This is a genomic window from Citrobacter sp. Cf072, assembly GCF_030334485.1.
Taxonomy (GTDB): Bacteria; Pseudomonadota; Gammaproteobacteria; order Enterobacterales; family Enterobacteriaceae; genus Citrobacter; species Citrobacter freundii.
The window spans coordinates 1143920-1160133 of the sequence record NZ_JAOWDX010000047.1; the positions used below are offsets into that span (position 1 = coordinate 1143920).

The following is a 16214-nucleotide window of genomic DNA, read 5'->3' on the forward strand; positions in this document are numbered from 1 at the left end:
TCTGATTGTTAAGTGTAAACCAGTGACACAATTTTGAACGGAGATGCACCAAAAACGCGATTAAGGTACGTCGTAACCCAGTGCCGCTTTACGAATGCGGAACCATTGCTGGCGAGACATGTTCAGCGTCTCAGACTCAATGGCGGCGCGTACGCGCTCTATTTTTCCTGAGCCTATAATCGGCAGCGGCTGAGACGGCAAACGTAAAATCCAGGCGTACACCACCTGTTCAATAGACTGCGCGTTTAGCTCTTCTGCGATCGCGGCAAGTTCATTTCGTAATGGCTGGAACGCATCGTCATTAAACAAGCGACCGCCGCCGAGGCAGGACCAGGCCATTGGACGAATACGCAACTGTTGCAGTTGATCTAAAGTGCCATCCAGCAGGAGCGGCTGATGTACCGGAGAGATTTCAACCTGGTTGGTCGCCAGCGTAAACGGCAGACGCGATTGCAACAATGAGAACTGTGCCGGGGTGAAATTAGAGACACCAAAGTGACGCACTTTGCCACTGTGGTGCAATTTTTTGAAAGCGTCGGCGACGTCGTCAGCATCCATAAGCGGATCGGGGCGGTGGATCAGCAACAGATCAATATGATCGGTCGCCAGCAGCTTCAGCGATTCTTCCGCACTGGCAATAATATGCGCGCTGTCGGTAATGTAATGGCCCAGCGCATTTTCCGCGCGCGCCGTCGTCGCGATCCCGCATTTGGTCACAATCTGCATTTTTTCACGCAAATGGGGAGCCAGTTTCATAGCCTCACCAAACGCCGCTTCACACTGATATCCACCGTAGATATCGGCGTGATCGACGGTGGTCACGCCCAGATCCAGATGCTCTTCAATAAAGCTGACTAGCTGGCGCGCGGACATATTCCAGTCCATCAGGCGCCAGTACCCCATCACAAAGCGAGAAAATTCCGGGCCTTGCGGCGCAATAGTAATACGCTGAACCATAGCAGCTTCCTTTTAAGTGAATGTGCCTCGAGTATACGCAATTACGCTTTTAAAAGAGTGAAGGTTGTTGCGGTTCTTCCGAAGGGTTGGCTTTGTTCGCTCGTAATTTACGCATCAGGCGCTGACGACAAAGCCGTAGCACTTCCTGCTTTTGGGCATCGCTCATCTTTTGCCAGTTAAAACGCTCATCCCGACTGCGAAAACAGCCACAGCAAAATCCGCGTTCGTCAGACTGACATATTCCACGGCATGGGCTCTGGACGGGGAAAAACTCCAGCTGTTCGGCCACATCCCCTCCTTTAGTAAGATTGATATACTTATTGAAGACGTTAACTGAATTTCTCGCAAGCGCTATTGCATTAGACCGACTGGTCTATTACACTCCTTTTCATGAACAAAATCACTGAACACGACACACGCGAACATCTGCTGGCGACTGGCGAACTGCTGTGTATGCAGCGCGGCTTCACCGGCATGGGTTTAAGCGAACTATTGAAAACCGCTGAAGTGCCCAAAGGTTCGTTTTATCATTATTTTCGCTCTAAAGAAGCGTTCGGTGTCGCGATGCTGGAACGCCACTACGCGGCCTATCATCAGCGACTGGCTACACACTTTGATACGGGTGCGGGAAACTACCGCGACCGCATTCTGGCCTACTATCAGGAAACCCTGAACCAGTTTAGCCGGCACGGCATTATTAGCGGCTGTTTAACTGTAAAACTGTCTGCCGAAGTGTGCGATCTGTCAGAAGATATGCGCGCAGCGATGGATAAAGGCGCGCGGCACATTATTGTGCTGTTAGCGCAGGCACTGGAGAAAGGTCAGGCCAGCCATTGTCTGTCCTTTGTTGGCGAGCCGTTACAGCAGGCGCAGGTACTGTATGCGCTGTGGCTTGGCGCCAACCTGCAGGCCAAGATTTCTCGTAGCGCTACTCCGCTGGAAAATGCGCTGGCGCACGTTAAAAACATCATCACAACGCCTGCCGTTTAACAGGCGTTTTTATTTTCCTTATTACTAGACGACCGGTCTATTCAGGAGTACCACATGTCATCTGAAAAACTGTTTTCCCCACTGAAAGTGGGTGCCATTACGGCAGCAAACCGCGTATTCATGGCGCCACTGACGCGTCTGCGCAGTATTGAGCCTGGCGACATCCCTACTCCGCTGATGGCCGAGTATTACCGTCAACGCGCCAGCGCGGGTCTTATTATCAGCGAAGCGACGCAGATTTCCGCACAGGCGAAAGGTTATGCCGGAGCACCCGGCTTACACAGCGAAGCGCAAATTGCCGCATGGAAGAAAATCACCGCTGCCGTACACGCTGAGCAAGGTCATATTGCTGTCCAGTTGTGGCACACCGGACGCATCTCTCACGCCAGTCTGCAGCCAAATGGTCAAGCTCCAGTTGCACCTTCCGCGATTAGTGCTGGAACCCGCACCTCGCTGCGCGATGAAAACGGCCTGGCAACGCGTGCCGATACCTCAATGCCACGTGCGCTGGAAACCGAAGAGATTCCGGGCATCGTTAATGACTTCCGTCAGGCGATAGCCAACGCGCGCGAAGCGGGTTTCGACATGGTTGAACTGCACTCTGCCCACGGCTACCTGCTGCACCAGTTCCTGTCGCCAACCTCTAATCAGCGTACCGATCAATACGGCGGTAGCGTCGAAAATCGTGCGCGTCTTGTGCTGGAAGTGGTTGATGCCGGCATTAAAGAATGGGGTGCCGATCGTATTGGTATTCGCGTCTCCCCGATTGGCTCATTCCAGAACGTTGACAACGGTCCGAACGAAGAAGCCGATGCGCTGTATCTGATTGAACAATTGGGCAAGCGTGGAATCGCTTACCTGCACATGTCTGAGCCGGACTGGGCCGGTGGCGAGCCGTATTCCGATGCGTTCCGCGAAAAAGTTCGCGCGCGCTTCCACGGTCCTATCATTGGTGCTGGTGCCTACACCCCTGAAAAGGCAGAAGTGCTGATCGAGAAAGGTCTGATCGACGCCGTTGCTTTTGGTCGTGCCTATATTGCTAACCCGGATCTGGTGGCGCGTCTGCAACGCAAAGCGGAGCTGAATCCACAACGTGCTGAGAGCTTCTACGGTGGCGGCGCGGAAGGTTACACCGACTATCCTACCCTCTAACGTCACAATCTCCGTTCTGCCATTGATAGCGGCGTAACAACGCCGCTATACTAAAACAACATTTTGAATGTATTAGCCATTTTCGAAGGGGAAAAAGATGCGTTTACTCCATACCATGCTGCGCGTGGGTGACCTGCAGCGTTCCATCGAGTTTTATACCAACGTGCTGGGCATGAAGCTGCTTCGTACCAGCGAAAACCCTGAATACAAGTACTCTCTGGCTTTTGTCGGCTACGGTCCTGAAACCAGTGAAGCCGTAATCGAACTGACCTATAACTGGGGTGTCGACAAGTATGAGCTGGGTACTGCCTATGGCCATATCGCCCTGAGCGTAGACAACGCGGCTGAAGCCTGTGAACGTATTCGCCAGAATGGCGGTAACGTAACGCGTGAAGCGGGTCCGGTAAAAGGCGGCACCACAGTGATTGCGTTCGTTGAAGATCCGGACGGCTATAAAATTGAGCTGATCGAAGAGAAAGACGCCGGGCGCGGCCTGGGCGAATAACCTCCCCTCGGGCGCAGATCGTCTGTGCCCGTAGTTTTATACTCATCATTTTGCCATAATACGCGCTGCAATTTTCCCGTATTAAGAGACCCAGATGTCCGATAACGCTCAACTTTCCGGTCTGTGTGACCGTTTTCGTGGTTTTTATCCTGTCGTCATTGATGTCGAAACCGCAGGGTTCAATGCCAAAACCGATGCGCTGCTTGAGATTGCAGCCATCACACTGAAAATGGATGAACAAGGCTGGCTGATGCCGGACACGACGTTACATTTCCACGTAGAGCCGTTTGAAGGCGCGAATCTGCAGCCGGAGGCCCTCGCCTTTAACGGTATTGATCCGAACAATCCGCTACGCGGCGCGGTCAGCGAATATGACGCTCTGCATGCCATCTTCAAAATGGTGCGTAAAGGCATTAAAGACAGCGGCTGCAATCGGGCAATCATGGTGGCGCATAACGCTACGTTCGACCACAGTTTCATGATGGCAGCAGCAGAACGCGCCTCGCTGAAACGGAATCCGTTTCATCCATTTGTAACCTTTGATACAGCGGCATTAAGCGGTCTGTCATTGGGGCAAACGGTGTTGTCAAAAGCGTGCCTGGCGGCGGGAATGGAGTTTGACGGGAATCAGGCACACTCGGCACTGTATGACACCGAACGTACGGCCGTGCTGTTTTGCGAAATCGTTAACCGCTGGAAACGTCTCGGTGGTTGGCCTCTTCCCGTGCCTGAAGAAGCATAACGGCGACATAAAAAAAGCGACCATTTCAGGTCGCTTTTTTACTTCTGCTGATATTACTCAGCGTCCGGCTCTTCGGTTTTGTATTTCGCAGCTGTTTCTTTAATCAGCTGCTGCAACTCACCGCGCTGGTACATTTCGATCAAAATGTCACAACCGCCAACCAGCTCACCATCAACCCACAGTTGTGGGAAAGTTGGCCAGTTTGCATATTTCGGCAGTTCGGCGCGAATATCCGGGTTCTGCAGAATATCAACGTAAGCAAAGCGTTCACCACAGGCTGACAGCGCCTGCACAGCCTGAGCGGAGAAACCGCAGCTTGGCAGTTTAGGAGAACCTTTCATGTACAGGAGAATCGGGTTTTCAGCGATCTGGCGCTGGATTTTTTCGATAGTGGTGCTCATTATCTTGCTTCCTTAAACTTCTTTTACGGCAGTAGTCTGACATTGTAACGGGTCAGACAGGCAACGGAAAATAACATTTTCATTACGCGTTATTATTTTATCCCCTGACGCTAAAAGTTGCATTCATAATCTCACTTATCCCCTTCAAACATGTGGTTTTGATTATCTGTTCACCAACTCCAACGTTAATTGATGTTTTTTTTTGCGGTCGGTTACGAAACATAGTTTTAAACAAAAAAAGCTATTAACTTTCCCTCTTTCTATAGATTAGAATCGTCAAGTTTTGAAAATCACACGCAGGCACGATAGACCTGCCTTACCAGAGGACTGCTCAGTGGCGCGGATAAACCGAATCTCGATCACGCTCTGTGCTTTACTTTTTACTACACTGCCCTTTACGCCTATGGCTCATGCTTCCAAGCAGGCCAGGACGACACCTACCAATTCTCACACCATCAAAACGGTAGATAAAAAGAAAAGCGCAACAACCAGCCAAAAAACAACAAAGACCAGCAAGAAAACGGCGACAAAAACCACCAGTAAAACCAGCACCAAAACCGCTTCCTCTTCTAAAAAACGCACTGCCACTCCGGCAAAGTCGACTAAAACTGCAAATCGTCGTGGTAAAACTGCCGTAGCACAAACCGCAGCCGTTACCTGGACTGAAAAATGCACACCGCGCAAAGGTCATAAACCACGCTGCGTGAAGGTGAAAACCACTGCACCAACTACGCTTGCTGACGCCCATAAAGTGAAAGTTCAGAAAGCGACTAAAACCGCTATGTCCACCTTGATGAACCAAATCGGTAAACCTTATCGTTGGGGCGGCTCCTCGCCAAGAACCGGGTTTGACTGCAGCGGTCTGGTTTATTACGCCTATAAAGATCTGGTGAAGTTCCGCATTCCGCGTACCGCGAACGAAATGTATCATCTGCGTGATGCCGCACCGATTGAACGTGGCGAACTGAAAAATGGCGATCTGGTCTTCTTTCGTACCCAGGGTCGCGGAACAGCCGATCACGTCGGCGTCTACGTCGGAAACGGTAAGTTTATTCAGTCACCGCGTAGCGGGCAGGAAATTCAAATCACCTCTCTGAGCGAAGATTACTGGCAGCGCCACTATGTGGGCGCTCGTCGGGTAATGACGCCAAAAACAATTCGCTAAAAACTTACCCTACAGAACATGCTGTAGGGTAAGTTCTTCTTTTGCATAACCTTTCAATTTGCTACCCTATCCTTACTCACAATGAGGCTATTGTGTGTACTCAATATAAATAATAAGGAGAGAAGCAATGTCGTTTGAATTACCTGCATTACCGTATGCCAAAGATGCTCTGGCACCGCACATTTCTGCCGAAACGCTGGAATATCACTATGGCAAACACCATCAAACCTACGTGACCAATCTGAACAATCTGATTAAAGGCACGGCGTTTGAAGGCAAATCACTGGAAGAGATCGTTCGTAGCTCTGAAGGCGGTGTATTCAATAACGCAGCACAAGTATGGAACCACACGTTCTACTGGAACTGCCTGGCACCGAACGCAGGTGGCGAACCAACCGGTAAACTGGCCGATGCAATTGCCGCCTCCTTTGGCAGCTTTGCAGATTTCAAAGCGCAGTTCACCGATGCCGCTATCAAAAACTTCGGTTCTGGCTGGACCTGGCTGGTTAAAGGAACTGATGGCAAACTGGCTATCGTCTCCACCTCCAACGCAGGTACTCCGCTGACTACCGACGCGACGCCGCTGATGACCGTTGACGTATGGGAACACGCCTACTACATCGACTATCGCAATGCCCGTCCTGGCTACCTGGAACATTTCTGGGCGCTGGTGAACTGGGAATTTGTTGCGAAGAACTTCGCAGCATAAAAAAGATAACGCAGAAGGGCTTCCTTCTGCGTTTTTGCATTAATTCGCGGTCGTGAAAGCCTCTTCTGACTGTCTTCTTGCGGAAATAAACACCAGCAGCAGCGCAAGACCTGCCACAATCGCCCCCATCACTGGTACAAAACTGTAGCCCAGGCCGCCTGATATCACCGCCCCACCGGCCGCTGCACCCAGAGCGTTCCCCAGATTAAACGCGCCAATATTGACTGACGATGATAATCCTGGCGCTTCACTGGCAACGCGCATCACACGCATCTGCAACGGTGGAACGACCGCGAACGTCGCCGCGCCCCAGACCACCATACTGATCGCCGCACCCAGCTCATTACGCGCAAGGAAAGGAATGGCCAGCATAATAACCATCAGCAGCAGTAAAAAGCCTTTCAACGTACCGTTGACTGAACGGTCAGCAAACTTGCCACCAAAGTAGTTACCGATCGAGAAACCAATGCCTATCAACACCAGCATCCCGGTAACAAATGCCGGAGTGGCATGAGTGATAGTATGCAGAACTGGCGAGATGTAGGTATAAAGCGTGAACATCGCCCCAGCACCCAGTACAGTAGTCAGTAACGCCGACAACACCTGTGGGCGCATAAGTACCGCCAGTTCGCTGCGAACATCCGGGCGCTCTCCGGCTCCACCCTTGGGTAAGGAGAAGAACAGGCTGACCATAGCAATGACGCCCAGACCCGCAGTGGCCATAAATGACATGCGCCAACCGATGGTTTCACCAAGCCATGTCGCCGCCGGAACGCCACCAATATTGGCGATGGTTAACCCCATAAACATCGTTGCTACGGCGCTGGCCTGCTTATGTTTGGGTACAACACTGGCAGCAACCACTGAACCGAGACCAAAAAAGGCGCCATGGTTAAGACTGGTCAAAATACGCGATAGCATTAGCGTGGTGTAATCCGGCGAGATAGCCGAAAGCACATTACCCAGCGTGAAAATCGCCATCAGGAATATCAAAGCATTACGTCGCGCGCGATGAGACAGCAGCAATGTCATCAGCGGTGCACCTATCATCACACCTACCGCATAGGCGCTGATCAGCATGCCGGCCGCCGGAATCGAGACATCCACACCTTTGGCTATGACGGGCAATAATCCCATTGGCGAAAATTCGGTGGTGCCAATGCCAAACGCTCCGATCGCCAGCGCCAGTAAAGGATAATTGAGTTTCATATTGCGACTCCGTAACGTCGAGCCGTGGCGCGACATAAAATAAGAGTCAAAAGCATGACATTGATCGCAAAATTAATAAAGTTAACAAAATTGCAAAAGACTTTTGCTTATTCGCAAACAATAGAAGAGATAGACGAGCGGAAAGAGTGAGGGAGAGCTAACTCCCTCGGGGAAATCAATGCAGCGCTGCGGTCAGGCCACCCGCGACGATCAAACCCAGAACAATAATGGTAGTCACTAACGAAAATTTCAGATCGGTGCTCATCAAGTTTTCTCCTTTTTATTCCCACACAAAAAGTGATATTGCGCATTTTTACACACTTGAAAGCAAAAATCTCTCACGATTTATATTGATAACTGCTTTTAACTCTTCCCCTTTTCGTTAAGATCAGACAAAATTCCACGCTTACTTGATTAGCGTACCGGCCATTGACCCCTTCCTGACGTTCCGTGTCGTTTTCCCGGCGTGCCGCAACCCTTACGTTGCGCTAAGGGTGTGTAAAGGCAAACGTTTACCTGGAGTATTCTCAGGAGCTTAGGATATGGTCTGGAGTGAGATGTAATGGCAACAATTAAAGATGTAGCGAAGCGAGCAAACGTTTCCACTACAACCGTATCACACGTAATTAACAAGACGCGCTTTGTCGCGGAAGAAACGCGTAATGCTGTCTGGGCAGCGATCAAAGAACTGCACTATTCTCCGAGCGCAGTTGCCCGCAGCCTGAAGGTGAATCACACCAAGTCTATTGGCTTGCTGGCGACCAGCAGCGAAGCGGCCTATTTCGCAGAAATTATCGAAGCCGTGGAGAAAAACTGTTTCCAGAAAGGCTATACGCTGATTCTGGGTAACGCATGGAACAGTCTCGAAAAGCAGCAGGCCTATCTGTCGATGATGGCGCAAAAGCGCGTTGATGGTCTGCTGGTGATGTGTTCTGAGTATCCGGAGTCGCTGCTTTCGATGCTCGAAGAGTATCGCCATATTCCGATGGTCGTCATGGACTGGGGCGAAGCTAAAGCCGACTTTACCGATACGGTCATTGATAACGCCTTCGAAGGCGGTTACATGGCGGGTCGGTATCTGGTAGAACGCGGTCATCGTGAAATTGGCGTGATCCCAGGTCCAATGGAACGTAACACCGGGGCCGGGCGTCTGGCGGGCTTTATGAAAGCGATGGAAGAAGCGCTGATTAAAGTGCCTGATAACTGGATTGTCCAGGGCGATTTCGAGCCTGAGTCCGGCTATCGCGCCATGCAGCAAATTCTGTCGCAGTCGCATCGTCCGACCGCTGTCTTCTGCGGTGGCGATATTATGGCCATGGGTGCGCTGTGTGCCGCTGACGAAATGGGTCTGCGCGTACCACAGGATGTCTCACTCATCGGCTACGACAACGTGCGCAACGCCCGCTTCTTCACGCCGGCCTTAACGACTATTCACCAGCCGAAGGATTCACTAGGTGAAACGGCCTTCAACATGCTGTTAGACCGTATCGTGAATAAACGTGAAGAGTCACAGTCTATCGAGGTGCATCCACGTCTGGTTGAGCGTCGCTCCGTTGCCGACGGTCCGTTCCGCGATTACCGCCGTTAAGCCTGTTGTGCGGGAGTCTCATCTGGCTCCCGCAGCCATTCCTTGTTCAACGTTTCACTATCCCCTAAATAGTCCAGCAGCCAACTCAATGCCGGTGACGTATCGTTCTGCTGCCATGTCAGACAGCATGCGGCATCAGGAAAGGGGTTCTCCAGTTGCAGCGCAACCCACTTGCCGCTATCGATCCACGGCTTGGCAAAATGCGTCGGTACCATGCCCACGCATAATCCCGCGGACAAACAGGTCGCAGAAGATTCCCAGTCGGGCACGACGACGCGTTTTTGGTTATCCAGCAGCCAGGTAATACGCTTTGGCAGCGTACGGGAGGTATCTTCGCGTACCAGTGACGGCCAGTTGCGCAACGTATCATCACTTAGCGGTCCGGGCATTGACGCCAGTGGATGATGGCTGGCTACCACGCAACTCCAGCTCAGCATTCCCATATCGCGGAAGGTATAGCGTCCCCCTACCGGAATCGCCTGTGTGGCGCCGATGGCCAGCTCCACGCGTCCATCGGACAGCGCGTCCCATACGCCGTTAAACACTTCCTGAAAAACTAACAACTCCACATCATCAAAGTGACGGTAGAAATCCACGATCATCTGTCGGGTACGATCCGGGCGGACAATGTTATCGACTGCGATCGCCAGCTGCCCGCGCCAGCCGTTGGCAATTTGCTGGCATTGCTGGCGCGTGATCTGCATTTTTTTGATAACAGAGCGACCTTCTTTTAAAAACCATGCCCCGGCAGGCGTTAATTCCACATCCCGATGGCGTCGCTCAAAAAGTGGTACCGCCAGCCACTCTTCCAGTTGGCGCACAGTGTAGCTTACCGCCGAAGGTACACGGTGTAACTCCTGCGCGGCCGAACTAAAGCTACCGTTACGCGCAACCGCATCAACCACTTCAAGTGAATATTCCGACCACATATTCTGCCTGCAAAAATTTTGAAATCAGTAAGCAAATATTAGCGTTTCACAGCGAGAATTACACTCACTACACTCAGCGGCATTGTTCTACTGCTAAAAAAAGAGAAATGATGATGCAACCTGGGAAAGGGTTTTTAGTCTGGCTGGCGGGCCTTAGCGTGCTCGGCTTTCTGGCAACAGATATGTATCTGCCCGCCTTCGCCGCAATTCAGTCCGATCTGCAAACGCCTGCATCTGCCGTCAGCGCTAGCCTGAGCTTGTTCTTAGCCGGTTTTGCCGTCGCACAACTGCTGTGGGGACCGCTCTCTGACCACTATGGTCGCAAGCCTATTTTGCTGCTGGGTTTATCTATCTTCGCACTGGGCAGTCTGGGCATGCTGTGGGTTGAAAACGCCACAGGCCTGCTGGTACTGCGATTTGTTCAGGCCGTTGGCGTCTGTGCAGCATCGGTTATCTGGCAAGCGCTGGTTACCGACTATTATCCTTCACAAAAAGTAAACCGCATCTTTGCCACCATTATGCCGCTGGTCGGGTTATCACCTGCCCTCGCCCCGTTATTAGGTAGTTGGATCCTGGTACATTTTTCCTGGCAGGCCATTTTTGCCACCCTGTTCGCCATTACTCTGATTCTGATGCTTCCGGCGCTGCGTTTAAAGCCTACAGCTAAAGCACGCGATGACAGCCAGGATAAACTGACTTTCGCCACCTTGCTGCGCTCGAAAACTTACCGTGGAAACGTGCTGATTTATGCCGCCTGCTCCGCGAGCTTTTTTGCATGGCTGACGGGTTCCCCGTTCATCCTTAGCGAAATGGGTTATAGCCCAGCGGTAATTGGTCTGAGCTATGTTCCGCAAACTATCGCCTTTTTAATCGGTGGTTACGGCTGTCGTGCTGCGCTGCAAAAATGGCAGGGTCGTCAGCTGCTGCCCTGGTTACTCATTCTGTATGCCTTCAGCGTTGTGGGCACCTGGGCGACCGGCTTTATTCATCATGTCGCATTGGCTGAAATCCTGATCCCATTCTGCGTTATGGCGATTGCGAACGGCGCAATCTACCCTATCGTTGTCGCGCAGGCATTACGCCCTTTCCCACAGGCCACTGGACGCGCTGCCGCATTGCAGAATACGCTGCAACTGGGTTTATGCTTCCTGGCAAGCCTTGTCGTTTCCTGGTTGATTGCTACCCCGCTGCTCACCACTACCAGCGTTATGCTGACCACGGTATTGCTGGCTGCTGTGGGTTACAAAATGCAATCGCAGAAAACTGACGCCCCGCAAACAGATGACCGCGCGCAAATTGCCCACGGAGAGTCTCACTAATAATTGTCGCGGGCAATTAATTAGCCCGCTAAGAATTATCGGTTGAATCGTCAAAAATTCAGGCCTATACTGATTTCCTGATGTTAAAAAAACGATAATTTTTATGTGTTAACGGGGACAAGAATGTTCCCGTATTCCCACGGATGGTCTTTTCGGCAAGGGTTCCTCCCTTCCTCTGTTCTACGTCGGATTATAGATTCACGTATTAATTCCGTGAGATTTCTCACAAAGCCCAAAAAAGCGTCTACGCTGTTTTAAGGTTCTGATCACCGACCAGTGATGGAGAAGCTATGAGTTCATCGTGTATAGAAGACGTCAGCGTACCGGATGATGACTGGTACCGCATCACCAATGAATTATTGAGCCGTGCAGGCATTACCATTAATGGTCCGGCACCGGCGGATATTCGCGTAAAGAACCCCGATTTTTTCAAACGAGTATTGCAGGAAGGATCGTTAGGGTTGGGTGAAAGTTATATGGATGGCTGGTGGGAATGTGACCGGCTGGATATGTTTTTTAGTAAAGTCCTGCGCGCCGGTCTTGAAAACCAACTCCCCCGCCACTTCAAAGATACGTTACGAATTGCCGCTGCTCGCTTGTTCAATTTGCAGACCAAAAAGCGTGCATGGGTTGTCGGCAAAGAACATTACGATTTAGGCAACGATCTCTTTACTCGCATGTTGGACCCCTATATGCAGTATTCCTGCGCCTACTGGAAAGATGCCGACACCCTGGAATCTGCCCAGCAGGCGAAGCTAAAAATGATTGCTGAAAAGCTGCAGTTGAAGCCAGGGATGCGGGTGCTCGATATAGGCTGCGGCTGGGGCGGCTTATCCCAGTTTATGGCATCAGAATATGGCGTCAGCGTGGTGGGTGTAACCATTTCGGCAGAACAGCAGAAAATGGCGCAGTCACGGTGTGCGGGGCTTGATGTCACAATTTTGCTGCAGGATTATCGTGACCTGAATGACAAATTCGATCGTATTGTTTCCGTCGGCATGTTTGAGCATGTAGGGCCGAAAAACTACGCCACCTATTTTGACGTGGTCGATCGCAATTTAAAACCGGATGGTCTCTTTTTACTGCATAGCATCGGCTCCAAAAAGACCGACAATAACGTTGATCCGTGGATCAATAAATATATCTTCCCGAACGGCTGTTTACCATCAGTTCGCCAGATTGCCAACGCCAGCGAGCCACATTTTGTAATGGAAGACTGGCATAATTTTGGCGCGGATTACGACACGACGCTGATGGCCTGGCACGAACGTTTCATTAACTCCTGGCCTGAAATCGCCGATAACTATACCGAACGTTTCAAACGGATGTTCAGCTATTATCTGAACGCTTGTGCCGGAGCGTTTCGAGCTCGCGATATTCAGTTATGGCAGGTGGTATTTTCTCGCGGCGTTGAACACGGCCTGCGCGTTCCCCGTTAATCGTTATCGCCCCCGTATCAACGAGGGCTTAACTCTCAGGCTTAGGCTCCCGCTTCGCCCGTTATGTTGCTGATGGCGCTTTCACGCGCCGCCAGTACACGCTCAACAGTATCAACCACCGCCTGCGTTTGGGGATCGATTTCGATATTAACCCTTGCGCCCAGCTTTTTCTTGCCAAGCGTCGTACGCTCCAGCGTTTCCGGGATCAAGTGCACACAGAAACGCGTCGGCGTCACTTCACCGACCGTCAGACTGATACCGTCAATACCAATAAATCCTTTGTACAGGATATATTTCATCAGCGACGGGTCCTGGACTTTAAACCACACCTGACGGTTATTCTCCGAGGTAAGAATTTTCGACACTTCGGCAGTGGTCATAATATGGCCCGACATTAAATGTCCGCCAATCTCATCACTGAATTTTGCCGCACGCTCAACGTTAACCAAATCACCGACCTTCAGATCGCCCAGATTGGTGATACGCAGCGTTTCTTTCATCAGGTCAAAGCTTATCTGGTTACCGTTAATTTGGGTGACCGTCAGGCAGCACCCATTGTGGGCAACCGATGCGCCGGTCTCCAGCGCATCCAGCATATATTCAGGCAACTCCACAACATGCGTACGAAAATTTGGTTTTTCATCAATGGACACCAATTTTGCGGTGCCCTGCACAATACCCGTAAACATACTTCCTACTCCTGAACTCAATTAAGACATCTCTGCACAGCACAATAGCAGGTGGAAATTCAGGTTGCCAGCAATGCGCCACCAGCGCCTGTTTTTTCACTGGAGAATTACGTATTCCTCGCTACAATAGACTGAAATTTCCCCTGCTTTTTCTCCTTGCTGCCATATAAGGCGGCTTTTTTAGTCTCTCAAATAACAACAATATAGTGGTGTACACGTGCAAAAGTATGTAAGTGAAGCGCGTCAGTTATTAGCTCTGGCAATACCGGTGATTCTTGCGCAAATCGCTCAAACCGCAATGGGATTCGTTGATACCGTCATGGCGGGCGGATACAGCGCTACTGATATGGCGGCAGTCGCCATTGGTACCTCCATCTGGTTACCTGCCATTCTGTTTGGTCATGGACTACTGCTGGCTTTGACGCCTGTCATTGCGCAACTCAATGGTTCCGGACGCCGCGACCGTATCGCCCATCAAATACGTCAGGGATTCTGGCTGGCGGGCAGCGTCTCCGTGCTGATTATGGTTGTGCTATGGAACGCAGGGTACATTATTCGCTCTATGCATAACATTGACCCGGCGCTGGCGGATAAAGCCGTTGGCTACCTGCGTGCCTTGCTGTGGGGCGCTCCGGGGTATTTGTTCTTCCAGGTAGCCCGTAACCAGTGCGAAGGATTAGCCAAAACTAAACCAGCGATGGTGATGGGCTTTCTCGGCCTGCTGGTGAACATTCCGGTGAACTACGTATTCATTTATGGACATTTAGGCATGCCGGAACTGGGCGGCGTAGGCTGCGGCGTGGCTACGGCGGCTGTTTACTGGGTGATGTTTATCGCCATGCTCTCTTACATCAAACGTGCGCGCTCAATGCGCGATATCCGTAATGAGCGTGGTTTCCAGAAACCTGACACCGCAGTAATGAAGCGTCTGGTGCAACTGGGTTTACCTATCGCGCTGGCGTTATTTTTCGAGGTAACGCTGTTTGCGGTGGTCGCTCTGCTGGTTTCCCCGCTGGGGATTGTCGACGTGGCCGGACACCAGATCGCACTGAACTTCAGTTCGTTAATGTTCGTCCTGCCGATGTCTCTGGCTGCTGCCGTCACCATTCGTGTCGGTTATCGTCTGGGCCAGGGCTCCACGCTGGATGCACAAACTGCAGCCAGAACGGGTCTGGGTGTCGGTGTCTGCATGGCGGTCGTAACGGCGCTTTTCACCGTGACATTCCGCGAGCATATTGCCCTGCTCTACAACAATAATCCGGAAGTCGTCACCCTGGCCGCGCAGCTCATGTTACTGGCCGCGGTGTATCAAATATCGGACTCTATCCAGGTTATTGGCAGCGGGATCCTGCGTGGTTATAAAGATACGCGTTCCATTTTCTTTATAACCTTTACAGCCTACTGGGTGCTGGGTCTGCCGAGCGGCTATATACTGGCGCTGACCGATCTGGTGGTTGACCGCATGGGGCCAGCAGGATTCTGGATGGGCTTTATTATCGGCCTGACCTCTGCGGCGGTGCTGATGATGCTGCGGATGCGCTTTCTGCAACGCCAGCCGTCAGCGGTTATATTGCAACGAGCTGCACGATAATGCCCAAATAGCCGCCGTCTGGCGGCTTTTTTTACATCCTCAGAACGGGCTGGTGTTTTGGGCGTTCATCCACGCTTCACTAATGGGATGCCTGAAATGCAGTTCACTGGCATGCAGCATCAGTCGCGGCGCCCTTTCAGTGCCAGGCAGCAGACGCCCGCCATACAAATCACAGCCTAAAATCGGATTTCCCAACAGCTGACAGTGGATCCGCAGTTGGTGGGTTCGCCCGGTTTCAGGCATTAGTTGTACCCGCGTCAAGGGGAGCAACGCCCCCTTTTCCTGACGATGATAAAAGCGCTCGACAACCTGATAGCGCGAGCGTGCGGGTTTGCCGTTGAGAGCACAAATTGACATTAATGGAAACAGCGCCGGGTCTTTGGCAATCGCTGCATCGATAACTCCTTCGTCGTTTTCCAGATGCCCGCATAACAGCGCGCTGTACACCTTAGTGACCGTACGCTGGCTGAACTGCTGGCAAAGCGCAGCGTTGGTAGCCTTGTTACGGGCGACCACCATCAGTCCAGAAGTGCCGAAATCAAGCCGATGTACCAGCGTGCAGCCAGGGTAAATCTGTACCAGCCGATGATGTACCGAATCGAGATTCTGCGGATTTTTGCCCGACAAGCTAAGTAACCCGCTGGGTTTATTGATTAGCACCAGATGCTCGTCCCGATAGAGGATCTCTATCTCGTCATGACAAGGCGGGGCAATAAAGGTATCGAGGATCGTAGACATCAGGCGGCCAGAATGAGGTGTGGGGACGGATGATAACGAATTTTCACCGCAGTGGCGAATCGGAGCGCTGACCCAATGGCTGGCATGGTAG

18 protein-coding genes are annotated in these 16214 nt (G+C 51.6%); 10 read left to right on the top strand and 8 right to left on the bottom strand.

The window, feature by feature from the left end; all coding sequences use genetic code 11:
* Positions 1-60: 60 nt before the first annotated feature.
* Entirely contained in the window at positions 61-957 is an 897-nt protein-coding gene (locus OGX66_RS24315; protein WP_003029189.1) for an aldo/keto reductase, read from the bottom strand.
* A gap of 49 nt (positions 958-1006) precedes the next feature.
* Entirely contained in the window at positions 1007-1246 is a 240-nt protein-coding gene (locus OGX66_RS24320; protein WP_199998769.1) for a DUF1289 domain-containing protein, read from the bottom strand.
* A 101-nt stretch (positions 1247-1347) separates the two neighbouring features.
* On the opposite strand from OGX66_RS24320, the gene OGX66_RS24325 reads away from it, so the two are divergent.
* The 4 genes from OGX66_RS24325 to rnt all read left to right on the top strand — a co-directional run bounded on the left by OGX66_RS24325 (position 1348) and on the right by rnt (position 4346).
* Positions 1348-1947 carry a TetR/AcrR family transcriptional regulator gene (locus OGX66_RS24325; RefSeq protein ID WP_199998768.1) on the top strand — a complete coding sequence of 200 codons (600 nt, stop codon included), beginning with the start codon at positions 1348-1350 and terminating at the stop codon, positions 1945-1947.
* A gap of 54 nt (positions 1948-2001) precedes the next feature.
* On the top strand, positions 2002-3099 hold the full coding sequence (locus tag OGX66_RS24330) for an alkene reductase (protein WP_174500906.1): 1098 nt from the start codon (positions 2002-2004) through the stop codon (positions 3097-3099).
* Between the two features lie 97 nt (positions 3100-3196).
* The gene (gene gloA / locus OGX66_RS24335) at positions 3197-3604 is read left to right on the top strand and encodes a lactoylglutathione lyase (protein ID WP_049002799.1); all 408 of its coding nucleotides are present in this window, start codon (positions 3197-3199) and stop codon (positions 3602-3604) included.
* Between the two features lie 94 nt (positions 3605-3698).
* Entirely contained in the window at positions 3699-4346 is a 648-nt protein-coding gene (rnt, locus tag OGX66_RS24340) for a ribonuclease T (protein ID WP_003029200.1), read from the top strand.
* A gap of 53 nt (positions 4347-4399) precedes the next feature.
* Here the strand turns inward: rnt and grxD are convergent, their stop codons facing one another.
* Positions 4400-4747 carry a monothiol glutaredoxin 4 gene (gene grxD / locus OGX66_RS24345; RefSeq protein WP_003832760.1) on the bottom strand — a complete coding sequence of 116 codons (348 nt, stop codon included), beginning with the start codon at positions 4745-4747 and terminating at the stop codon, positions 4400-4402.
* A 334-nt stretch (positions 4748-5081) separates the two neighbouring features.
* On the opposite strand from grxD, the gene OGX66_RS24350 reads away from it, so the two are divergent.
* Positions 5082-5912, top strand: coding sequence for a C40 family peptidase (locus OGX66_RS24350; protein ID WP_032935840.1), 831 nt, complete (start codon positions 5082-5084; stop codon positions 5910-5912).
* A gap of 127 nt (positions 5913-6039) precedes the next feature.
* Entirely contained in the window at positions 6040-6621 is a 582-nt protein-coding gene (sodB, locus tag OGX66_RS24355; protein ID WP_003029205.1) for a superoxide dismutase [Fe], read from the top strand.
* A 39-nt stretch (positions 6622-6660) separates the two neighbouring features.
* On the opposite strand, the gene OGX66_RS24360 is transcribed toward sodB, so the two are convergent.
* Entirely contained in the window at positions 6661-7830 is a 1170-nt protein-coding gene (locus tag OGX66_RS24360; RefSeq protein WP_049002800.1) for an MFS transporter, read from the bottom strand.
* Between the two features lie 175 nt (positions 7831-8005).
* Entirely contained in the window at positions 8006-8095 is a 90-nt protein-coding gene (cydH, locus tag OGX66_RS24365; RefSeq protein WP_003029209.1) for a cytochrome bd-I accessory subunit CydH, read from the bottom strand.
* A gap of 297 nt (positions 8096-8392) precedes the next feature.
* Between cydH and purR the strand changes: the two genes are divergently transcribed.
* Positions 8393-9418: an HTH-type transcriptional repressor PurR gene (gene purR, locus OGX66_RS24370; protein ID WP_003029211.1), complete on the top strand. Its 1026-nt coding sequence runs from the start codon at positions 8393-8395 to the stop codon at positions 9416-9418.
* On the opposite strand, the gene punR is transcribed toward purR, so the two are convergent.
* The gene (gene punR, locus OGX66_RS24375; protein ID WP_003029215.1) at positions 9415-10347 is read right to left on the bottom strand and encodes a DNA-binding transcriptional activator PunR; all 933 of its coding nucleotides are present in this window, start codon (positions 10345-10347) and stop codon (positions 9415-9417) included. The genes purR and punR overlap by 4 nt on opposite strands.
* Positions 10348-10460: 113 nt before the next feature.
* Here punR and punC point away from each other — a divergent pair, with 113 nt between their 5' ends.
* Together punC and cfa are read left to right on the top strand one after the other, a co-directional pair.
* Complete coding sequence (gene punC, locus OGX66_RS24380) at positions 10461-11666, top strand: purine nucleoside transporter PunC (protein ID WP_003843529.1); 1206 nt, start codon at positions 10461-10463, stop codon at positions 11664-11666.
* Between the two features lie 290 nt (positions 11667-11956).
* On the top strand, positions 11957-13105 hold the full coding sequence (cfa, locus tag OGX66_RS24385) for a cyclopropane fatty acyl phospholipid synthase (RefSeq protein WP_003029219.1): 1149 nt from the start codon (positions 11957-11959) through the stop codon (positions 13103-13105).
* 41 nt (positions 13106-13146) lie between these two features.
* Here cfa and OGX66_RS24390 read toward each other — a convergent pair whose 3' ends face one another.
* Positions 13147-13794: a riboflavin synthase subunit alpha gene (locus tag OGX66_RS24390; RefSeq protein WP_088902346.1), complete on the bottom strand. Its 648-nt coding sequence runs from the start codon at positions 13792-13794 to the stop codon at positions 13147-13149.
* A 217-nt stretch (positions 13795-14011) separates the two neighbouring features.
* Between OGX66_RS24390 and mdtK the strand changes: the two genes are divergently transcribed.
* The gene (gene mdtK / locus OGX66_RS24395; RefSeq protein ID WP_003029224.1) at positions 14012-15385 is read left to right on the top strand and encodes a multidrug efflux MATE transporter MdtK; all 1374 of its coding nucleotides are present in this window, start codon (positions 14012-14014) and stop codon (positions 15383-15385) included.
* A gap of 39 nt (positions 15386-15424) precedes the next feature.
* Here the strand turns inward: mdtK and OGX66_RS24400 are convergent, their stop codons facing one another.
* Entirely contained in the window at positions 15425-16123 is a 699-nt protein-coding gene (locus OGX66_RS24400) for an RluA family pseudouridine synthase (RefSeq protein ID WP_123977642.1), read from the bottom strand.
* Positions 16124-16214: the final 91 nt, after the last annotated feature.